Annotated in this window: 21 protein-coding genes; 14 read left to right on the top strand and 7 right to left on the bottom strand. The window is 34.0% G+C overall.

Annotated features, from left to right (window positions below):
- Positions 1-171: 171 nt before the first annotated feature.
- The 4 genes from BKM63_RS20505 to BKM63_RS23725 all read left to right on the top strand — a co-directional run bounded on the left by BKM63_RS20505 (position 172) and on the right by BKM63_RS23725 (position 5,363).
- Positions 172-2,298 carry a hypothetical protein gene (locus BKM63_RS20505; RefSeq protein ID WP_071638436.1) on the top strand — a complete coding sequence of 709 codons (2,127 nt, stop codon included), beginning with the start codon at positions 172-174 and terminating at the stop codon, positions 2,296-2,298.
- Between the two features lie 142 nt (positions 2,299-2,440).
- Positions 2,441-4,291, top strand: a complete 1,851-nt coding sequence (locus BKM63_RS20500) for a rhamnogalacturonan lyase (RefSeq protein ID WP_071638435.1) — start codon at positions 2,441-2,443, stop codon at positions 4,289-4,291.
- A gap of 338 nt (positions 4,292-4,629) precedes the next feature.
- Positions 4,630-5,250: a zeta toxin family protein gene (locus BKM63_RS20495; RefSeq protein ID WP_207539286.1), complete on the top strand. Its 621-nt coding sequence runs from the start codon at positions 4,630-4,632 to the stop codon at positions 5,248-5,250.
- Entirely contained in the window at positions 5,202-5,363 is a 162-nt protein-coding gene (locus tag BKM63_RS23725; protein WP_165608795.1) for a hypothetical protein, read from the top strand. Before BKM63_RS20495 ends, BKM63_RS23725 begins: the two co-directional genes overlap by 49 nt.
- 68 nt (positions 5,364-5,431) lie before the next feature.
- Here BKM63_RS23725 and BKM63_RS20490 read toward each other — a convergent pair whose 3' ends face one another.
- On the bottom strand, positions 5,432-6,877 hold the full coding sequence (locus tag BKM63_RS20490) for a toll/interleukin-1 receptor domain-containing protein (RefSeq protein WP_071638433.1): 1,446 nt from the start codon (positions 6,875-6,877) through the stop codon (positions 5,432-5,434).
- A 145-nt stretch (positions 6,878-7,022) separates the two neighbouring features.
- On the opposite strand from BKM63_RS20490, the gene BKM63_RS20485 reads away from it, so the two are divergent.
- Positions 7,023-8,270, top strand: coding sequence for an IS1595 family transposase (locus tag BKM63_RS20485; protein WP_242661203.1), 1,248 nt, complete (start codon positions 7,023-7,025; stop codon positions 8,268-8,270).
- 86 nt (positions 8,271-8,356) lie between these two features.
- Complete coding sequence (locus tag BKM63_RS23720; protein ID WP_165608794.1) at positions 8,357-8,494, top strand: hypothetical protein; 138 nt, start codon at positions 8,357-8,359, stop codon at positions 8,492-8,494.
- A gap of 41 nt (positions 8,495-8,535) precedes the next feature.
- On the opposite strand, the gene BKM63_RS23715 is transcribed toward BKM63_RS23720, so the two are convergent.
- The 3 genes from BKM63_RS23715 to BKM63_RS20475 are packed head-to-tail and all read right to left on the bottom strand — an operon-like array spanning position 8,536 to position 9,328.
- Positions 8,536-8,703, bottom strand: a complete 168-nt coding sequence (locus BKM63_RS23715; protein WP_165608793.1) for a hypothetical protein — start codon at positions 8,701-8,703, stop codon at positions 8,536-8,538.
- 3 nt (positions 8,704-8,706) lie between these two features.
- A complete protein-coding gene (locus BKM63_RS23710; RefSeq protein WP_165608792.1) occupies positions 8,707-8,877 on the bottom strand; it encodes a hypothetical protein in 171 nt (56 codons plus the stop codon).
- 4 nt (positions 8,878-8,881) lie between these two features.
- Entirely contained in the window at positions 8,882-9,328 is a 447-nt protein-coding gene (locus tag BKM63_RS20475; RefSeq protein ID WP_071638431.1) for a hypothetical protein, read from the bottom strand.
- A 162-nt stretch (positions 9,329-9,490) separates the two neighbouring features.
- Here BKM63_RS20475 and BKM63_RS23705 point away from each other — a divergent pair, with 162 nt between their 5' ends.
- A complete protein-coding gene (locus tag BKM63_RS23705; protein ID WP_165608791.1) occupies positions 9,491-9,655 on the top strand; it encodes a hypothetical protein in 165 nt (54 codons plus the stop codon).
- A gap of 11 nt (positions 9,656-9,666) precedes the next feature.
- On the opposite strand, the gene BKM63_RS20470 is transcribed toward BKM63_RS23705, so the two are convergent.
- Positions 9,667-9,978: a hypothetical protein gene (locus BKM63_RS20470; RefSeq protein WP_071638430.1), complete on the bottom strand. Its 312-nt coding sequence runs from the start codon at positions 9,976-9,978 to the stop codon at positions 9,667-9,669.
- 419 nt (positions 9,979-10,397) lie between these two features.
- On the opposite strand from BKM63_RS20470, the gene BKM63_RS20460 reads away from it, so the two are divergent.
- The 4 genes from BKM63_RS20460 (at position 10,398) to BKM63_RS20445 (ending at position 13,265) form a co-directional block, all read left to right on the top strand.
- Positions 10,398-11,291, top strand: a complete 894-nt coding sequence (locus BKM63_RS20460) for a hypothetical protein (RefSeq protein ID WP_123907099.1) — start codon at positions 10,398-10,400, stop codon at positions 11,289-11,291.
- Positions 11,292-11,457: 166 nt separating this feature from the next.
- A complete protein-coding gene (locus BKM63_RS20455) occupies positions 11,458-11,712 on the top strand; it encodes a hypothetical protein (protein WP_071638427.1) in 255 nt (84 codons plus the stop codon).
- Positions 11,709-12,215 carry a hypothetical protein gene (locus BKM63_RS20450; protein ID WP_071638426.1) on the top strand — a complete coding sequence of 169 codons (507 nt, stop codon included), beginning with the start codon at positions 11,709-11,711 and terminating at the stop codon, positions 12,213-12,215. The genes BKM63_RS20455 and BKM63_RS20450 overlap by 4 nt, the downstream gene beginning before the upstream one ends.
- Before the next feature lie 30 nt (positions 12,216-12,245).
- Positions 12,246-13,265: a toll/interleukin-1 receptor domain-containing protein gene (locus BKM63_RS20445; RefSeq protein WP_071638425.1), complete on the top strand. Its 1,020-nt coding sequence runs from the start codon at positions 12,246-12,248 to the stop codon at positions 13,263-13,265.
- 7 nt (positions 13,266-13,272) lie between these two features.
- On the opposite strand, the gene BKM63_RS23700 is transcribed toward BKM63_RS20445, so the two are convergent.
- Together BKM63_RS23700 and BKM63_RS20440 are read right to left on the bottom strand one after the other, a co-directional pair.
- Positions 13,273-13,416, bottom strand: coding sequence for a hypothetical protein (locus tag BKM63_RS23700; RefSeq protein WP_165608790.1), 144 nt, complete (start codon positions 13,414-13,416; stop codon positions 13,273-13,275).
- A gap of 657 nt (positions 13,417-14,073) precedes the next feature.
- Positions 14,074-15,114, bottom strand: coding sequence for a GntR family transcriptional regulator (locus tag BKM63_RS20440; protein ID WP_071638500.1), 1,041 nt, complete (start codon positions 15,112-15,114; stop codon positions 14,074-14,076).
- A 394-nt stretch (positions 15,115-15,508) separates the two neighbouring features.
- Here BKM63_RS20440 and rhaT point away from each other — a divergent pair, with 394 nt between their 5' ends.
- The 3 genes from rhaT (at position 15,509) to BKM63_RS20425 (ending at position 20,318) form a co-directional block, all read left to right on the top strand.
- Positions 15,509-16,558, top strand: a complete 1,050-nt coding sequence (gene rhaT, locus BKM63_RS20435) for an L-rhamnose/proton symporter RhaT (protein WP_071638424.1) — start codon at positions 15,509-15,511, stop codon at positions 16,556-16,558.
- A gap of 50 nt (positions 16,559-16,608) precedes the next feature.
- Positions 16,609-18,726 carry a bifunctional aldolase/short-chain dehydrogenase gene (locus tag BKM63_RS20430; RefSeq protein WP_123907098.1) on the top strand — a complete coding sequence of 706 codons (2,118 nt, stop codon included), beginning with the start codon at positions 16,609-16,611 and terminating at the stop codon, positions 18,724-18,726.
- Positions 18,727-19,043: 317 nt separating this feature from the next.
- A complete protein-coding gene (locus tag BKM63_RS20425; RefSeq protein WP_071638422.1) occupies positions 19,044-20,318 on the top strand; it encodes a TIM barrel protein in 1,275 nt (424 codons plus the stop codon).
- The last annotated feature ends 36 nt before the right edge of the window (positions 20,319-20,354 follow it).

Genomic DNA, 20,354 nt, shown 5'->3' with positions numbered 1-20,354 from the left:
TGTAGATAAAGCTTTGCGAACTTTTAGATTTACAAATATATTACGGAGAAAAAAAACCTGCGTGCTTTGCGGTAAAAAAAATCATTTCAAGCTGAAACCTGAAACCTGAAAACCGAAACACGAAACCTGAAACCTGAAACCTGAAACAAAAAACAACAAAAAAAAAGCCACATGAAAAACTACCTCTTAATACTTACATCGCTTTTCTCGATTTCGCTTCTGGCGCAGAAAATAGACCGAAAGGCTTTGGTTACCAGACATAATGTTCAAATTTCAACCATCGATACTCTGGCTTCCTTAACGGTTGGAAACGGTGCTTTTGCGTTTACAGTGGATGCCACAGGGCTGCAGACATTTCCGAAAACGTACGAACACGGAATTCCGCTTGGGACACAATCAGAGTGGGGCTGGGACAGTTATAAGAATACTAATAATTACAAGTTTTCCGAGACTTTGAGAGATTACAGACAGTACGGAAGAGATATCTCATATACCGTTCAAATCAAGGAACCTGCCAGAAAAGCTGAAGCAGTGAATTGGTTCCGGCAAAATCCGCATTTGCTTCAATTGGGGAATTTAGGTTTTGAAATTACTTTGAAAGACGGAAATCTGGCGAAAGCTTCGGACGTTAAGGCAATTTCGCAGAAATTAAACGTATGGACTGGAGAAATTGAAAGTTATTTTGAAATTGAAGGAATTCCGGTAACAGTTTTAACAGCTTCGCATCAGCAAAAAGATGAAATTGGAGTAAAAGTAAAATCCGATTTATTACAGCAAAAACGTTTAAAAATCAGTCTTCGAATTCCGTTTCCAACCGGTGACTGGGCAGATATGGGAACAAAATGGGAAGGAAAGCAGGATTATAAAAGCACACTTACGGAAAAATCAAAAAACGAAGCTGTTGTAACGCATGTTATGGACAGCATTTCGTATAACGTTCATTTAAACTGGAAAGGAAATGCAAAAATAAAACAGGCTTCTGAACATTATTTTCTTCTAGAAGCCTCAAACACAAATACATTAGAATTAGCTTGTCTTTTTGCTTTGGCCGATAAAAAACCGGTTAAAAATTCTTCTTTTACAGAAATTCAAAACAGCAGTATAAACGGCTGGGAAAAATTCTGGAAAAGCGGTGCAGCAGTTGATTTTTCCGGAAGCACAAATCCTCGCGCAAAAGAATTGGAGCGCAGAATTATTTTGTCGCAATACTTAACAAAAGTGCAGTGTACAGGAAAAGTACCGCCGCAGGAAACCGGTTTGACTTACAACAGCTGGTACGGCAAACCGCATTTAGAAATGCATTGGTGGCATGGCGTTCATTTTGCACTTTGGAACAGGCCTGAACTGCTGGAAAAAAGTCTGCCGTGGTATCAAAAGGTTTTTGATAAAGCGAAAGGAATCGCGAAAAGACAAGGTTTTGAAGGAGCAAGATGGCAGAAAATGGTAGATGCAGACGGAAACGAAAGTCCGTCGTCTGTGGGATCGTTTTTGATTTGGCAGCAGCCGCATTTTATCACTTATGCCGCATTAATGTATCGCGCAAAACCAACAGCTTCAACTTTAAATTTATACAGTGAACGTGTTTTTGCAACTGCCGATTTTATGGCTTCGTTTGCTCATTATGATGCTAAAAATGATCGTTATGTGCTAGGTCCGGGTGTGATTCCGGCGCAGGAACGTTTTAAAGCAATGGAAACTTTTAACCCGACTTATGAATTGGCATACTGGAACTGGGCTTTGAAAACGGCTGTGGAGTGGAAGAAAAAACTAAACCAGAAAGTGCCTGAAAAATGGGAAACTGTTCTGGCAAAATTGTCAAAACTTCCGGTTGCAGACAACGTTTATCTGGCGACCGAAAGTGCGGCGGATTCGTATACAAATCCAGAATTTAAAACGGATCATCCCTCTGTTTTAGGAACTTTTGGAATGCTGCCCGAAACGTCTCTTTTAGATAAAAAAATCATGAAAAATACTTTTGATCTGGTTTGGAAAACCTGGTCGTGGGATAAAACCTGGGGTTGGGATTTTCCAATGACAGCTATGTCGGCGGCACGTTTAAATATGCCGGATAAGGCTGTAGACGCGCTTTTTATGAATGTTACGACGAATACTTACTTAAAAAACGGACATAATTATCAGGCAGAAAGACTGACGCTTTACCTTCCGGGTAACGGCGGAATTCTAACAGCCGCAGCCATGATGTGTGCCGGCTGGGATGGATCGACAGAAGAAAATCCGGGTTTCCCGAAAGACGGAACATGGAAAGTGAAGAGCGAAGGATTTAAGAAGATGTTTTAGTTTTTTTTAGAGATTCTAAGGCTCTAAGATGCTGAGTTTCTTTTTGATTTTCTTTGTGTCTTCGCGGCTTTACGAACATAAATCTTTGGAAACCTCGCATAGACCCTGGTGTTCTCTGCGGTTAAATCTTAATATAAAATTTATGAAAAAATATCCATTCTTTTTATTGCTTTTTGTGAGTTTAACGGCATTCAGTCAAAGGCAGATGGAAAACCTGGACCGCGGTGTTATTGCAGTAAAAAATAAAGGTCAGTTTTTTATAAGCTGGCGCATTTTAGGTACAGATCCTGATGATCTGGCTTTTAATTTATACCGAAAAAGTAACAACAAAAAAGCCGTTTTATTAAACGAAAAACCCACTGCAGGCGCAGCAAATTTTGTTGATGCCAAAGCCAGTCTTCAGGAAGAAAACACATGGTTTGTAAAAACGGTTTTAAAAGGTAAGGAATCAGAAACGGCGGGAAGTTTTACAATTAAAGCTGATGCTTCTGATAAACAGTATCTCTCCATTAAATTAAAAGAAATTAAAGGTTATATTCCAAATGATGTTTCGGTTGGAGATTTAAACGGCGACGGAAGATACGATTTGATTGTGCACATGACTGGAAAAAGTCTGGATAATTCTTTTAAAGGCATTACAGATCCGCCTATATTTCAGGCATATACCTTAGAGGGAACATTCTTGTGGCAGATTAATCTCGGAAAAAACATTCGCGAAGGCGCACATTATACGCAGTTCATGGTGTATGATTTGGATGGCGACGGTATTTCGGAACTGGTTTGTAAAACCGCCGACGGTACAACCGACAGTCAGAACAATGTGGTAGGTGATGCCTCAAAAGACTGGGTTGACAGAAATCCGGATTCGCCGGCTTTTGGCAAGATTTTAAAAGGTCCCGAATATCTTTCTGTTTTTGACGGAAGAACAGGAAAAGTAATCACAACCGTAGATTATATTCCGGAACGCGGTGATCTGGCAGGCTGGGGCGGAAGAGGAGGAAGCGGCGGCAATGACACAAAAGGAAACCGAATGGATCGATTTACGGCTTGTGTGGCTTATTTAGACGGTATTCATCCAAGTGTAGTAATGTGCCGGGGTTATTATGGAAGAACGGTTTTGGCAGCTTGGGATTTTAAAGATAAAAAACTCAGTTCAAAATGGGTCTTTGACAGCAAAGATGCTGACAATCCGTATTCTGGAATGGGAAATCACAATCTTACGGTTGCTGATGTGGATAATGATGGCAGAGATGAAATTATCTATGGATCGATGTGTGTCGACGATAACGGACAAGGTTTATATACAACGGGTTTCAGGCATGGCGATGCGATTCATGTTTCAGATCTTGATCTCGATATTCCGGGTCTGGAAGTCTTCGGAATTCACGAAATCGAAAACGGTACAAAAGGCCCGGGCGTTACTTTGTTTTCTGCCAAAGATGGAAAAGTTTTGTTTACAGATTCACCAAATGAAGATGTAGGCCGAGGCGTTGCTGATAATATTGACCCGACGAGAAAAGGCGCACAATGCTGGTGGTCAGGCTCTCCATATCTGCATGATATGAAAGGAAATAATATTGGAAAAGCGCCAGCTTCAACTAATTTTTTGATTTATTGGGATGGAGATACCTCAAGAGAGCTTTTAAATTCTAATTATATTGATAAATACAATTTTGGGAGATTGTTTACAGCAGAAGGCGCAGCCTCAAACAACGGCACAAAATCGACTCCGGCACTTTCGGCAGATATTTTAGGTGACTGGCGCGAAGAACTTATTTTAAGATCTGAAGACAATACAGAATTACGAATTTATTCTACAGTAATTCCAACAGATATCCGTCAATATACCTTAATGCACGATCCCCAATACCGACTTAGTATTGCCTGGCAGAATGTTGGCTACAACCAGCCTCCGCATACCAGTTTTTATATGGGAAAAGATATGGAACCGGCTCCTAAACCGAATATTGTTTTGGTGAATTTGAGAAAATAGGCCAGACCTTTATTTTGGCTGGATATTTTTTTGTTTTTTTAATTTAGTGGTCTTAGAATTATATAAAACTTTTTAATAAGTTTCAATATGATATTCGCACCTCTCAAAAGAAAATCTGAATCTGTGCTTGCAGTGGCTTAGAAAACCGAAATTATAATTTATCAATTTCTAAATTAAAAATATTTTCTTCAAAAATGAATCTGTAATAGTTAAAATTATAACAGTCTATACTTAAATAATTATAAGGCATTTTTAGTAATCAGAAACCCGGAGTATGTAAAAACAAACTAAAGTTTAAATAATGTACACTAATGGCGTAATTTATTACCTTTGTATTGATGGATAAAAATCTTTACATAATAGCAGGGTGTAATGGTGCAGGTAAGACTACCGCTTCTTTTACAATCCTGCCTGAAATTTTGAATTGTAAAGAATTTGTAAATGCAGATGAGATTGCCAAAGGACTTTCTCCTTTCCAGCCTGAAAAGGCAGCTTTTGAAGCGGGGAGGATAATGCTTCACAGAATCAATGAATTATTAGCCAATGATGAAGTTTTCGCCTTTGAAACGACTTTGGCCACAAAAAGCTATAAGCAGAAAGTGATTGCAGCCCAGGAAAAAGGCTATAAAGTGGTTCTTTTATTCTTTTGGCTCGATAGTGTTGACCTTGCAATTGAAAGGGTCAGGACGAGGGTTCAGGAAGGAGGACACAATATTGAAACCGATGTTATTAAACGCAGATATAAAAACGGAATAACTAATTTGTTTGCTATATATTTGCCTATAGTTGATGAGGCATTGATTTTTGACAATACAGCTGTAAAAGCTGAATTGATAGCACAAAAAACTTTAGGCAATAATATTGAAATTATAAATAAAATTAAGTTCGATAAACTCAAAAATGATCAATCATGGGAGAACACAAAACAACAACGACACCGACTCAGAAGAAGATTATAGAGGCAATGGATAAAGTTTCTGAAAAATTAATTGAGTTTAAAAAGAAAAACAACAGCGATGTTGTTGTTATGCAGGACGGTAAAATCGTAAGGATTAAAGCCAGCTCTTTGTAAAATATTAGATAATAATATACCCTGGTACCAAAATTAAAAAATCCACTTGAAAAAGTGGATTTTTTAATTTATCTATTAGTAGCTATATTATCTATGTCAATCATTTCATGTAAATAAGGTAACGAATCGAAAGAATTTTCAAATCTGATTCTATCTTTTCCATTTTTACTATTTTTATAATCATTCAATATTTTTTGAAATTCTTCCTTAGATTCTACATTAAAAATGCCTTTTACTTTTTCAAAATATCTTTGAGAAGTTAATCTGTCAAAAAAATCAAAAGTATTATACCACTCTTTGTATATATATGTTCGAGGAAACCATCTATCTCTGTAATTATTGCTCGGATATAAATCGGCTATAAAATGACAAAATACATCCGCAAAAATAATTTCTTCTTTTCTTATCTTTTCACATAGATTTGTAATTATTAAATGACCAAATCCACTTATTTTGTTAAAACTTCTTTTTAAATAGTTTTCAATGCTATCATTGTATTTGTAAATTTCAGTAAAACTTTTTGCTTCTGTTTTTCCTGAATAACTGTCTATAAAATAGAATTTGGAGTATAGTAATTCTTCAACTAATTTATAGTTCTTATTTCTCAAACAAATTGCAATTGTATAAAGAAAAAGCTCTTGAAAAATAAAAGAAAAATTTTCGAAATCATAGTTATTATAACCTCCACGATCTTTTGGATTAGTAAATTGATTTTTCTTTTCAAAAAATCCGATTAATATTTCAACGTCTAAATTATACTCTGGTTTAGTAGTAATTAACAAAAAATCTAAAAAATCTTCTCGTAAGACTTTATAAGAGTAAATGTTATCTAATATTTCTTTCCCATAAACATCAATTGCTGAAGATGAACTCTTAAATTGAAAATCAAGAAGCGACTCTAAAAATGTCTCAATAAAACTATCCGAATAACTATTTACTTTTTCTGGGAATTTTTGCAATTGATTTTCTAATGTTCGTAAAATTGAATTTGTGGCAGTATTATTTACAGCTGAATCAGTTATGTATGCGGGAACTTTTGTGCCCAACTTTGGTTTCGGTATTGAAGGAGCATCTAAAATATTTCTTAAAAGTTCCTCATAACTTTCTTCGAAATATTCTTCATTACTTAAATCTATATACTTTCTTGAACTTAAGAATATTGGGAGATATGTACTCTTATTTTCATCTCTTTCAGTAACAATGGGTATAAATTTTTCTTGTTTTTGATCTTTATAAATTTCTGGCGTAATTATTTGCGTTTCAGTTCCTACTCCACCATCTCTATTATCTGCCTTAGTCTTATAATTCTTATCACATAAAACTAGTACTCTGTAAATATCGTCAGACTTAACCATACTCTCCATGAAATGAAAGACATCATTTCCATCTTTTAAATCCCATCTGTCAAGTACAACATCTACACTGTCATTCATTAATCTTTTTGCCAAGTTTACTACCCAATCTTGGTATTCTATAGTACCCCAACTATAGGAAATAAATATCTTTTTTGTCATAATTCAATTTTTAAAAATTGTAAAAATAGGAGTATAAAATCACAATTACAAGTAGTCAAAAATTACTCAATTTCAAGCTTTTTCAAATCAAATCCATTTCATTTTTAAATGTTGTTGAATTCGCCATAATTCTAAATAGAAAATTATGGCAACTGTAAAATACGATTTCATATCATGTTCCGAAGTATTCGATTTCTCACAAATTGATTATCAAGAAATCCATTCCACTTTCGAACCAACTTCAATTCAAGATGCTTGGGAAGATATTCTAAGATATTTACTTATTAAATGGAGGCTAGAAGAAGCTCCTAAACCTGCACAAATTGTGTTCCCTGACCCAGTAAAATTGTTAACAACTTGTTTAAGAAAGATAAGAAAAAACTTACCAATTAAACCAAAAAGTATTATTTTTAATAAAACAAAGATGAGCAAACATCCTGATATTGAACTTAATACTGCTAAGATTTTTAAATCAGTATTTGACATGATGAGTACTTTAAACTCAGAAACAGCATGTCGTGAACACTTAGAAAAACTTCGATGGAATGGCGAACCAATATGTCCACATTGTGGAAGCCAGCGTGATAACCATTACAAAATCAAAGGAAGAACAGAAGGCAAATTCCGTTATAAATGCCGAGATTGCAGATTACCTTTTACGGTCAAAATTGGAACAATCTTTGAAAAATCAACGATTCCTTTACAAAAATGGTTTATGGCGATTTTTATATTTACGACTAATAAAAAGGGCGTAAGTAGTTATCAATTAATGAGAGAACTTGGTGTAACACAGAAAACGGCTTGGTTTATGCTAAGTAGGCTTCGAAATTCGGTTAGAATGAGAGACGATTTCGAATTTGATGGTATAACGCAAGTTGATGAAACTTATGTTGGAGGGAAAAACAAAAATCGTAGCAAAGGGAAAAAGATTGATAATACACAAGGTAGAAGTTTAAAAACCAAAACACCTGTATTTGGAATGTTAAATAATGGAGTGGTTTTTACTAGAGTAGTAAAAAATACGAAGGGTAAAACACTACAAGGTATAATTGATGGGAAAGTTAAGAAAGGTTCTACGATTGTAAGTGATGGATGGAGAGGATATCGAGGACTGGAAAGAAATTATAGCCATGAAATTATTAAGCATAATTTAGGACTGTTTAAAAAAGGAGCATATCATACGAATGGAATTGAAGGTTTTTGGGGACTTTTAAAACGAGGTATAGTTGGAATATATCACTTTACGAGCGACAAACATTTGCATAGATATTGTGATGAATTTGCCTATCGATATAACATTAGAACTATGTCTGTGGGAGAACAGTTTAACTTTACGTTGATTAACAGTGACGAAAGATTGAAATACAAGGATTTGATTGGAAAATTAATATAGCAATTTGAAAATCAGGTATAAATACTCTTTTTAGAATGTTGTTTTTGACATACATTGTCTCAAATAACCTTAAACAAATTAGTGCTATGGCTAAGAAAGAAACCACAAGAAAAATTGGCAGAGATTCAGAAAGCGGACAATTTATATCGATTGAAAAGGCAAAAAAGAATCCAAAAACAACTCAGGTAGAAACTATAAAAGTTCCAACTAAGAGAAGTAAATAGTAATGCATGCAAAACTCCACAATAATATGGAGTTTTGGCTTTTATTTTTTAGGTCTTGTCCCAGCGCCCAAACCTTTTATGTCAATCTTACTCCAACCTTCTTTGGTTGCCTGAGACCTTTTATTTATAGATTCTGCTGATGCGACAACATTCTTTTTAACGTGAGGCTTTACACTCTCATTCTTATTTTTATCTTTTTCTTTACTCATAAATTAATCTCTTTTTGGTCTATTTCCTGATCCCTGACCTTTTTCAATTTGTTGTCCTTGTTCAGTTTTTGTACGTTCTTGAGAACCACCTTTCCCACTTCCATTACCATTTCCACTTCCATTACCATTTCCATTACCATTTCCACCACCTGATTTACTTCTGTCTTCACTCATAAAATTATTTTTTTAAATTAACAAATAGGACTACTAATACAACTGCTGTGGTAAGGCATATAAATGACAAGACATTGAGCATAGAGGTTAAAAAATTACAAATGGATTTGATACAGTCCAATTTCTTGTGTGTATCCTCTGCTACTTTACCTTTTATTTCATCAATTACAATATTTGTGCATTGAATATCAAGTTTATTAGCATGATAGCCTGTAATTTGCGACAGCAGATTTATAATTAATGCTGCCGAAAAAAATATCCAAGCCACATTCAAGAAATCTTTATCTCCACTAGTAAAATGTTCGTAGAGACTAGAACTTAAAGCTAAACCGCCACTTGATAGTGATATAATTAAAATATCAAATCTTTCTAGAGAATATTTAACTCTAGCTTCTGCTGTTGTAATGTATTCCTTTAAAGCGATAATATACTTCTTGTCTTTTTTCTTCATTTAATAATTATAAAGATTCAAATATAATAAAAAGGAGAAATATTTTATGCTGAATATTATGACAAGAGCTGAATTATCGACAAACGAACAATATACTCGATAAAATACAATATTTTAACAAAGCATATTTTAGAGTTTATAAATATCAAAACATAAAAATTTATGAAGTCACTATCTAAACATATACAGGAATCATTAAACCAAAAGCCAATCAAGGATATTTCGAAAGAGAAAATTGTAGACGAAGATACTGCAAGCTTTATGAGAGCACGTCCTGCCAATGATAGTGCATTAACTAGGGGAACAACTAAGAACAAAGAGAAATAAAAGTTGTGTGATTAATAGCTTAAATTGAATGTTATTTTTTTTATCAAATCTTCTTTTGGCATTTTTACTATCCATCTTATGAAATCTGTTACTTCAAAAGAAGCTTTGGAATAAGATTCGCCAATGTAATGTGAAAAAATTATTTGCTCGTCAATATAGTCAACTTCAATCGAAAACTCTACTTCTTGACAAAGTCCAGAATATTTAATTGCATATCTCTTTCCTAAATTATCAATTAAGTTCAAATTAAACAATTCTCTCTTTTCATAGTTTTTAATGCGATTGTCAAATTCATTTTTAATTGCATTATATATTGCATCCATAAGTTTCCTTTTATAGTAAGGAATAAAGATACTTAAAAATTTATACAGCCGAAGTTTGTACATGATAATAATGTTTTAGGTTATTTATAATAAAACAATGTTCATAAGCTATCAAAACATTGTTCTCTTTCGTTTTTCCACGTTATCCTTTTTATCTATTTTTGTAATGTAAAAATATTCGTGCTTAATTACGTTATTGCTAAATCTAAACTACCACCCTGAAGCTCAGCTGCTTCTCGATTTAACAAGCAAATAATGTATGTGAGGTGCGCCGATATGGCGTGGCTTTGCATCATTGCTTGTTTAGGGTGTGGTAGCCCAGGATTTAGCTTGGTGTAATTGTCCACGCTTCTTTTTTCACTAAACATTTATAAATCCTAACTACCACAAAAATGAAAAAGCACTACCAAAAGTACTGTATGCATTTCGCGTACGCGATTATTTCCATTTCTACATTCTTATTTTCTACACAGACAGTCGGTCAAGAAAACAATTCTTTATCAATCACAAAGGACATCTGTAAACTCATGAAAGAAAAAGATTTGAAGTTACAACGGATAATTCATGACACAATTATCGAAACCAGAAGACCTCTTTTATTTATGAGTAATGAACTTGTAAATGATGACGAAATCATCGGTTCATATTCAGCTACTCCAATTACATATCGTTATGCAAGAAGAGGTGACCGTCGAGGGAAATATATCGAAAGTGAGCTAGTGGATAGTTCGTTAGAATACAACAATGACGGTAGTTTAAGTGAAACAATTTATAGCATCTACAAAAATGATTCTTCTGGTAAATTGTATGCTGTAAAAGACGAAAGCATCAAATATATCTCTGATTACGCAAAAACGAATGAACTTATAAAAATCGTTCAGAAACAGGGGTACAAAGTTTACCAAACAAATGAAGCTTATTATGAGAATTATTATTTTATCAAATCCAAAACCTGTGAAATAAAATTAGATAACTGGACTTTCAATGAAATGAAAAAGAATACATCTTACATTACTTCATTAGATAATTATCAGATTAAGCTAAAATCATTAGTTCAGCAAACAGTTCTGCATTCAAAAAATCTTGATAAGTTTTTAGGTCTTTATCGTATTCAAAAGAGCAAAATGTCAACTGCTAATATAAATGCTTGGAAAAATGCAACGACACAAGCACAAAAGCTTAACGATCAACTTTCAAAACTTGGAGAGCAATATGCAGGAAATTATTCTTTCACACCGTTTGATCAAATGACAGGTTTAAGACGACATTTTACAGATAATTTAGGTGCTTCAAAAGGAATATTGAGCATGTAGTTGTAAAAAATCATTATATAACCGTCTTATTTGAGGCGGTTATTTTTGCTGGCTACATTTTACTATAACTAATTTATGGTTATAATTTTGTTGAAAACTCTTATAAATTGATTAATTATTGAGACATTTTTAATATTAAATTGCTTTTTAAAAATTACCTTTTTATATGAAAGAAGATATTATTCGTCAGTATTTTGAAAAACTTAAATCAGCCGATTCTCCACTAGAAATAAATTCTGTTCTAGATCAAATTATTCCAATTTTAAAGTTATCAGGTGTGTCAATTCCTGAAATGCTGACTTACTTTAAAATGCATCAGAATGATTATGAAACAAAATCTCAAGATCATCAAAACTCTATTTCTAATTCAAATAAAGCTAAAGTAGTTATGGAATTATTAATGGCAAAACTGAATAGATGATTTGTCCTTCAATTACAGACTGGATCAGCGCAATATCAGCAATATTCTCCGCTTTTATTTCTGGAGGTGTTTTATGGGTTGCTTGGTATCAAATTAAACAAGTAAAGCTCCAACTTAAAAATCTTGCAGAAGGTCAAAAAAATAGCACTTTAATGACTGTTCTGGAATTAGAAAGTGAGATGAATAGACGTAAAGAAAACTTAGATCGATGTAATTTTGATTTACGTCAATATGGAATAGATATAAATTCTTCAGAGAAAGAACTAAGTGAAGACACATTAGAATTATTTCAAGATAAGATAAAAGTCGCTCGTGAAAACTATTTAAACGCATTAGATCGCTTATCATATTGTATTATTCATAATTATCTTTCAGACAGAGATTGGAAAACAGAGTATAGAGATGTTTTATTCGACGCTGTAGATAATTATAGTGAATGTTTTGGCGTTTCATCTAGATTTTGGAATACGAAAAAGCTCTATGAAAAGTGGAAAAATGAATAATGAATAATCAATGTAAATTTAATTTAAATCATGTTAAAGAGAGAAAAAGTATTTATATCGTATTCTTGGGATGGTCAAGAACATCAAGATTGGGTACAAACATTAGCGAATGATTTGATGTCTAAGTTTGGAGTTGATGTAATACTAGACCAATATGAATTAAGCGCTGGAAAGGAGTTGACTCATTTTATGGAAACATCAATTACGGAAGCTGATAAAGTTCTTGTAATTCTTACACCAAATTATAAACTAAAGGCAGAAAATAGAGAAAGAGGAGTTGGATTCGAAACTTCAATTATATCACAAGAGATTTTCGCTTCACCAATTTCACAAATAAAATTCATTCCTATCTTAAGAGAAGGAAATTTGCAGATATCTTCTCCTATTCATTTGAAATCTAAGTTATACCATGACATGGTTAATGATAAAGAATACATTAATAAATTGTATGAATTGTCAAAAATTATATATGGAAAACCTTTAATTAAAAAACCTAAGTTAGGAGAAATTCCGGACTTCGAAAACAACATCAACATCGATCCAATATTAGATTTAGCAAAAGAATTAGAAAGAAAAGAATCTTTAAATAATGAATTAGACAGATTATTGGATTCTCGTGAAGGTGCTCAAATTTTTGAGAGTGAGATTGGGAAAATTTATGATTCTATAAAAGAGAAAATTGAATTTTATAATGAAAATACTTTTTTCAATTTCACTCATACCGCAACATATAGAGATTCTATATTTGTTATCTGTAATGAATTTTTTGCAAAATTATCAATAATAGGTACGTACACCAATACAGCAAAACACGGCGAAGTAGAATTACAATTTTTTAAAGGATATCCCAACCCCAATGGTTTCGGATATTTTCCTGGAGAAGAACCGAGAAGACTTAAAAGTTATAAATGTAAATTTGATTTTGATACTGAGAAAAATATTGTTTGGAAAACCAAACAGGAAACATTCACTTCAGAAAGTTTAGTTCATGAAGTATTTTCTGTTTTAGCTCGTTACCAAAACGAAGATAAATCTAAAAATTTTCGATAAAACCGTCTTATTCAGACGGTTTTTCTTTTTCTACAGATTCATCTTCATTAACAACTTCTTCCGTGTTGTCAGTTTGATTCTCTACAACTGTTTGTTGCTCCTCTTTTACTGGTGTGAAGCTTTCTTTAATGTGATTAGAAAGTGTTTTCATGATATCTTTGTTTAGAATTATAGTTTATATATAATTAAACAATTATCCATTTGTTTATTGGAAGATTTTCATTTGGTACACTGGGTATATTATTATCAAATATTAGGTGACAATACCGCAAAAAAACAAATTTTTAGAGAAAATAGATGATAATGGATATTTTTTGGGTTCATTAATAGAAGATATAGAGTTTGGCATAGTGGGTTAATCTAATGGTGATATGGGAGTAACGATGGTTTTGATGTAGTAGTATAAAGATACTTAAAGAATAGGGACGGTATTCCAATTATAGAAGCAAAACAATTTGACACGGTAAGTGCAACTTATGACTTTTCTAATTTTATTTATGTCTAGTTTGTTATTTGCCATAGTCTGTAGTTTTATACAGTTCCATGGTTTAACAGCATGAAAAAGAAGTAGATTTTATGGTGGTCAATTTGAACCGAAACCAGATAGCGGCCTTATGCTGAAAAGCGTGGTCAATTTGATCGTTTTTTCCGCATGCACTGTAGGGTGTAGAAATTCAAAGCAGTATTCAGCGGATTTATTTCCTCCTGTATTTGAAACTTATTTTTGACCTAATTGCTTAATTATAATAAAAATGGAGATATAAAAACATCTCCATTCACTTTCTGCTTATTTTAAACAATAAAAGTTTTAAATAGAATTTCTATCAATAAAATTAAAAGGCACTTTAAACTGTCCTTTTTCTTTATTCAAGATCATTCTTGCGGCGGTTTCGCCCATAATATTAAAATCGGTTGACATTACTGTTATGCCTAATAACTCTTTTAAGGGTGTGTCGTTGTAGGATATAACGCCAATGTCTTTTCCTAAAACAAATTCTTCATCCCGAATCTGTTTCATTAAATTCACCAGATCAGATTCTTCAATTGTTATAAATAAATCACCTTTTTTCAGGATCATATCGTCGTAAACTTCGCTCAGGATCTCAAAGTTGATTTCATGTTCGACACAGAACTTTCTAAATCCGTGTAGAATTCTTCTCGGATAAGGATAAACGGCTTTATCCGGATAAACTAAAATGAGTTTTTTATATTTTGATATTTTTTCTAAGCCCTCTTTTAAAGCATTGTAAATATCATTTTCAAAATCCTGATAAATTTTAATGATTTCGCCTTCTAACGATAGTTTGATGTTATCCATTAAAACCAGCTTTTCTTCCGGAATTCGCTGGATGGCTTTGGCAACTTCATCGGTAAAACTTAAATGTTTTAGTTCATCTGTTTTAAAATGGGTGGTAATTACGTAGTAATCATAAGCGCCTTCAAACTTGTCTAAAAGATTTAAAAACAGCGTTTCATCGCAATGATAAATATGTAGATCAGTGTGGGCATTTGCGCCAAGCGTATTAATAAAAGAGCTGTAAGTTTTCATTTTATAGGCGCTCAGCTTATTAAATAAGAACAAAACATTGACTTTAGATTCGAGTTTTGTGCGGGTTATATAATAGCCTTTTCCTCTAATTGATGAGATAATTTTTCTTTCTTTTAAAATATTATAGGCTTTCTCCACAGTATCGCGAGACATGTAAAACTCTTCGCTGAAGCTGTTTATAGAAGGAATTTTTTGGTTGATTTTTAAATTTCCATTGGCAATATTCTGCAAAATCGAGTCTACAATTTGTTTGTATTTTGGAACCCTCGAATCTTCGTCTATTTTAATTAATTTAATCATGCTTGTATTTTGCAAATCAGGTTTATGGTTATCCATGAAACATAATTTTTTTAATTGTAATTTTATAAAAGCATGTTTTAAAAACCTGCTTACGTATTGATTTTATTACTTTCCTTACAAATAATAAAAATTAAATAAGGCTTATTTTATCTTCTGTCAGTCGTTTTATTGGAATACTAATCTGAAGATAATATAATTACGAAATCGATTGCTAAAATAGGGTTTTTAAATTTATTTTTCCAATATAATCGAATTGATCTTTGCATTTACTGCGCACTTTTAACATAATTTACCCGAATCATAAAGGATAGTACAGGACAGTTTTAATTTTTACATTATATTATTTTACAAAACCAAATTAACTATCACAATTAACCACAAACAAAATTATTAAATGGAATCATTATTAGGAATCATTTTTCATTCTATCGGAGGATTCTCTTCAGGTAGTTTTTATATGCCTTTTAAAAAAGTTAAAGACTGGGCCTGGGAAAGTTACTGGCTTGTGGGCGGTTTTTTCTCCTGGTTAATCGTGCCGCCAATTGCAGCTTATTTAACGATTCCAAACTTTACAGATATTATTATTGCAGCTTCACCATCTATCAAAGCCTTTACTTATTCAATGGGATTGATCTGGGGGATTGGGGGCTTAACATACGGTCTTGGCGTTCGTTATTTAGGGATGTCACTTGGTAATTCAATTACTTTAGGATTTTGTTCTGCTTTTGGAGCATTGGTTCCTTCCATTTACTACGATTTGTACCCAACAGATGGTAAAATTTCTTTTACAGATATGCTGGCAACTTCCGGAGGGCAATTGGTTTTGCTTGGCGTAGCAGTCTGTCTTTTAGGAATTGCTATTTCAGGAAAAGCAGGAATGCTGAAAGAAAAAGATTTTGCAACAGGACACGAAGACAAGGATAAAGATTTTAGTTTGGCAAAAGGCTTAACTGTAGCGGTAATTTCCGGAATTTTAAGTTCGTTTTTTAATTACGGAATCGAAGCAGGAAAACCAATGGCTGAAAAAGCAGTTGAGTTTGGCTGTAATCCTTTGTTTCAAAATAACGTAACCTATATTGTTTTGCTTTGGGGAGGTTTGACTACCAATTTTATCTGGTGTTTGTACCTTAATTTCAAAAATAGAACAATTGGCGATTATACCAATAAAGCCACACCAATAACTAAAAACGTTTTGTTTTCTGCACTGGCCGGAACAATGTGGTTCCTGCAGTTTTTCTTCTACGGAATGGGCGAAAGCAAATTAGGAAACGGAGCCAGTTCATGGATTCTCCACATGGCAACTATTATTCTAACGGCTAACTTCTGGGGATTTTATTTAAAAGAATGGTCTGGGGTGTCGAAAAAAACATTCAGGACTTTCCTTTGGGGAATTGGGTTGATAATGCTTTCGATTGTTTTGGTCGGAATTGGAAACTCTTTGTAAATAACTGAAAAAAATATATGATAACAACGTCCAATACAAATACAAAAATTATGAATTTTAAGCATGTAAGCTATCTTTGGGATGACGCTAAAGCAGCAGCATTAGCAGGAGATGAAGTAGCGCTTTTCATTTATCGTTCTAATTTATTAGGAGCCGATTTAAGATTGACTAACTATGGAGGAGGAAATACTTCAGTAAAAATTACTGACAAAGATCCGTTAACGGGTGCAAGTTCAGAAGTAATGTGGATTAAAGGTTCTGGCGGTGACATTGGTACATTGACAAAATCAGGCTGTGCAGCGCTTTATTTAGATCGTCTTCGCAATCTTGAAAATGTTTATAGAGGAATTGAGTTTGAAGATGAAATGGTAGAATTATTCAATCATTGTATTTTCGATCTGGCTTCAAAAGCACCTTCTATCGATACGCCTCTGCATGGTTTTCTTCCGTTCAAACATATCGACCACCTTCATCCGGATGCGGCAATTGCAATCGCGGCTGCAAAAGATGGTGCCAAAATCACAGAAGAATTATTTGACGGAGAAATTGGCTGGGTAGGCTGGCAGCGTCCGGGCTTTGACTTAGGGCTTCAATTAAGAAGCTGTCTGGAAGAAGCTGAAAAGAAAGGTAAAAAGTTAAGAGGAATTATGTTAGGTTCTCACGGTTTATTTACCTGGGGAGATACTGCATACGAAAGTTATATCAATACGCTGGAAGTAATCGAGAAATGCGCTGAATATCTTGAAAACAACTACGGAAAAAAACGTCCGGTTTTTGGAGGTCAGAAAATCGAAAGCCTTGCAGAAGCAGACCGTAAATTAAAAGCAGCAAAAGCAGCACCAATTTTAAGAGGTTTCTGTTCTTCAGAACGCCAAATGATTGGTCATTATACAGATGATGCGAGAGTATTGGAATTCATCAATTCTAACGATCTTTCAAAATTAGCTCCATTAGGAACTTCCTGCCCGGATCACTTTTTAAGAACAAAAATCAGTCCGCTGGTATTAGAATTAGATCCAAACGAAGATTTATCAGATATTAATGCGGTTAAAGCAAAATTAGCTCCGGCTTTTGAAGCTTACCGCGCCATGTACAAAGATTATTACAATGCCTGCAAGAAATCAAATTCTCCTGCAATGCGTGACCCAAATCCGGTTGTGATTTTATATCCTGGAGTTGGAATGTTCACTTTTGCGAAAGATAAAACGATGGCACGTCTGGCATCAGAATATTATGTGAATGCAGTAAATGTTATGAAAGGTGCAGAGGCTGTTTCAGAATATACGTCACTGCCTCACCAGGAAGCTTTTGATATCGAATATTGGTTATTGGAAGAAGCTAAATTACAACGTATGCCAAAACCAAAAGCCTTGTCTGGAAGAGTTGCTGTAATTACAGGCTCTGCAGGCGGAATTGGTAAAGCTATCGCGAAGAAATTTGCTCAGGAAGGTGCATGCGTAGTAATCAACGATATTAACGAAGAGCGTTTGGAAGGCGCTACGGCTGAGTTTGTAAAAGCTTTTGGAAAAGATGCTGTTGCAAGTACTTTATTAAACGTAACGGATGAAGCAAGTACAGAATTAGCATTAGATCAGGCTTCTTTAGCTTTTGGAGGTGTGGATATTATTGTGAATAATGCCGGAATCAGTATTTCAAAATCTATTGCGGAGCATACACTTGAAGAGTGGGACAGATTATATGATATTTTGGTAAAAGGGCAGTTTATTGTTTCTAAAGCCGGAATCGAAGTAATGCGTAAACAAGGTTTTGGTGGAGATATTGTCAACATTGTTTCTAAAAATGCAGTAGTTGCTGGTCCAAATAATCCAGGATACGGTTCTGCAAAAGCAGCTCAGGCACACTTAACACGTTTAATGGCTGCCGAATTAGGAGCCGATAAAATTCGTGTAAACACAGTAAATCCGGATGCTGTAATCTCAGACTCCAATATTTGGTCTGGCGGATGGGCAGAAGGTCGTGCAAAAGCATACGGAGTTACGGTTGAAGAACTTCCGGCTTACTATGCGAAACGTACGTTATTAAATGAAATCATATTGCCGGATGATATTGCAAACGCTTGTTTTGCCTTTGTTGGAGGTTTACTTGGTAAATCTACAGGAAATGCATTAAACGTAGACGGCGGTGTTGCAATGGGCTTTTATAGATAAAGATTATTTAAGTTTTTTTATAAGTTTGTTTAAGCAAAAGTGGTTTTTTGTGGTCTAACGTTCGAGATTTCGAGCGTTAGATTTTTTTTAGAAGACATTTTCGAGACAAACCTTATAACCCAGAATAAAAGTTAAACATAGGAAATACAGTTAGAAAATAATTAAAACCATTTCAAACATCTGCAATTATAGGTTTTTCTCGAGACCAGGGAGCAGACAGAATGACTAAATTGTTCAGTTTATATTTATATGTGTTAAAAGTACACATATAAAATAAAATTGCATATCTTGTAAACCCTAATAAAATAAAAAGTATTATGATAATCGGATCAAACCATATTGAATCTCATAATGAGGGATTATTAAAGAAACACCAAAATAAATTGGTTTTTACAGCATCAGAAATTGATAATACAGAGGCGGTTATCCAAAAATTAATCGACTTTCAAATTGCAATTCCATCCTGGGCTTTAGGAACCGGAGGAACAAGATTTGGTCGTTTTGCCGGTGGAGGAGAACCTCGCTCAATCGAAGAAAAAATTGAAGATGTTGGTCTGCTTCACAAATTAAACAATGCTTCAGGAGCTATTTCGCTTCATATTCCGTGGGACATTCCACAGGATTATAAAGCCATAAAAGCACTGGCTTCACAGCATAATTTAAAATTTGACGCCATGAACTCGAATACATTTCAGGATCAGGCAGACTCAGAACATACCTATAAGTACGGTTCATTACAAAACGTAAACAAAGCGGTTCGCAAGCAGGCGATCGCACACAATATCGAAGTTATAAAACACGGAATCGAATTAGGATCTGAGTCATTAACTATATGGCTTGCAGATGGTTCTAACTTTCCTGGACAATTAAACTTCCGTAAAGCATATCAAAATACATTAGAAAGCTTAGAGGAAATCTACGATGCACTGCCTTCAAACTGGAAATTATTTTTAGAATACAAATGTGCTGAGCCTAACTTTTATTCAACGACAGTAGCAGATTGGGGGCAGTCTTATTCGTATGTTAAAAAGTTAGGCGATAAAGCGCAGACTTTAGTCGATTTAGGGCATCATCTGCCAAACGCGAATATCGAACAGATTGTTTCTTTATTATTAATGGAAAACAAACTGGGCGGTTTCCACTTTAACGATTCAAAATATGGTGACGACGATTTAACTGCCGGAGCCTTAAAACCATACCAATTATTCTTGATTTTCAACGAATTGGTTGAAGGAATGGATGCGAGAGGAATGAACCACGCCAAAGATTTAGGCTGGATGATCGATGCTTCTCATAATATTAAAGATCCGTTAGAAGATTTACTGCAGTCTGTAGAAGCGATTATGATTGCTTATGCTCAGGCACTTTCTGTTGACAGAAAAGCGTTAGAAAAAGCACAAGAAGAAAACGATGTGGTAAAAGCACAGGAAATTCTTCAAAATGCTTTCCGTACAGACGTTCGCGCTCTTGTTGCCGAAGCTCGTCTGCGTTCCGGAGCAGCTTTAAATCCGGTTGAATTGTACAGAAGCCTGGCTGTGAGAAAAAATCTAATTGGAGAAAGAGGATTAAAAACATTAGCAACAGGATTATAATTATGAATTGTGAGTTGTGAATTATGATCTAACAAA

This window comes from Flavobacterium johnsoniae (genome assembly GCF_001879205.1).
GTDB classification, from domain to species: Bacteria; Bacteroidota; Bacteroidia; order Flavobacteriales; family Flavobacteriaceae; genus Flavobacterium; species Flavobacterium johnsoniae_A.
Note: the sequence above shows the minus strand (reverse complement) of the source record. Positions and strands in the feature narration are given on the sequence as shown.

Bases quoted from the DNA above. Each gene is read 5' to 3' on its own strand.
- BKM63_RS20500 (WP_071638435.1), top strand. From the start codon at position 2,441: ATGAAAAAATATCCATTCTTTTTATTGCTTTTTGTGAGTTTAACGGCA.
- BKM63_RS20490 (WP_071638433.1), bottom strand. From the start codon at position 6,877: ATGACAAAAAAGATATTTATTTCCTATAGTTGGGGTACTATAGAATAC.
- BKM63_RS20425 (WP_071638422.1), top strand. From the start codon at position 19,044: ATGATAATCGGATCAAACCATATTGAATCTCATAATGAGGGATTATTA.
- BKM63_RS20485 (WP_242661203.1), top strand. From the start codon at position 7,023: ATGGCAACTGTAAAATACGATTTCATATCATGTTCCGAAGTATTCGAT.
- rhaT (WP_071638424.1), top strand. From the start codon at position 15,509: ATGGAATCATTATTAGGAATCATTTTTCATTCTATCGGAGGATTCTCT.
- BKM63_RS20460 (WP_123907099.1), top strand. From the start codon at position 10,398: ATGCATTTCGCGTACGCGATTATTTCCATTTCTACATTCTTATTTTCT.
- BKM63_RS20450 (WP_071638426.1), top strand. From the start codon at position 11,709: ATGATTTGTCCTTCAATTACAGACTGGATCAGCGCAATATCAGCAATA.
- BKM63_RS23720 (WP_165608794.1), top strand. From the start codon at position 8,357: ATGGCTAAGAAAGAAACCACAAGAAAAATTGGCAGAGATTCAGAAAGC.
- BKM63_RS23705 (WP_165608791.1), top strand. From the start codon at position 9,491: ATGAAGTCACTATCTAAACATATACAGGAATCATTAAACCAAAAGCCA.
- BKM63_RS20445 (WP_071638425.1), top strand. From the start codon at position 12,246: ATGTTAAAGAGAGAAAAAGTATTTATATCGTATTCTTGGGATGGTCAA.
- BKM63_RS20470 (WP_071638430.1), bottom strand. From the start codon at position 9,978: ATGGATGCAATATATAATGCAATTAAAAATGAATTTGACAATCGCATT.
- BKM63_RS20505 (WP_071638436.1), top strand. From the start codon at position 172: ATGAAAAACTACCTCTTAATACTTACATCGCTTTTCTCGATTTCGCTT.
- BKM63_RS20430 (WP_123907098.1), top strand. From the start codon at position 16,609: ATGAATTTTAAGCATGTAAGCTATCTTTGGGATGACGCTAAAGCAGCA.
- BKM63_RS20455 (WP_071638427.1), top strand. From the start codon at position 11,458: ATGAAAGAAGATATTATTCGTCAGTATTTTGAAAAACTTAAATCAGCC.
- BKM63_RS23710 (WP_165608792.1), bottom strand. From the start codon at position 8,877: ATGAGTGAAGACAGAAGTAAATCAGGTGGTGGAAATGGTAATGGAAAT.
- BKM63_RS20440 (WP_071638500.1), bottom strand. From the start codon at position 15,114: ATGATTAAATTAATTAAAATAGACGAAGATTCGAGGGTTCCAAAATAC.
- BKM63_RS23725 (WP_165608795.1), top strand. From the start codon at position 5,202: ATGGGAGAACACAAAACAACAACGACACCGACTCAGAAGAAGATTATA.
- BKM63_RS20475 (WP_071638431.1), bottom strand. From the start codon at position 9,328: ATGAAGAAAAAAGACAAGAAGTATATTATCGCTTTAAAGGAATACATT.
- BKM63_RS23700 (WP_165608790.1), bottom strand. From the start codon at position 13,416: ATGAAAACACTTTCTAATCACATTAAAGAAAGCTTCACACCAGTAAAA.
- BKM63_RS23715 (WP_165608793.1), bottom strand. From the start codon at position 8,703: ATGAGTAAAGAAAAAGATAAAAATAAGAATGAGAGTGTAAAGCCTCAC.
- BKM63_RS20495 (WP_207539286.1), top strand. From the start codon at position 4,630: ATGGATAAAAATCTTTACATAATAGCAGGGTGTAATGGTGCAGGTAAG.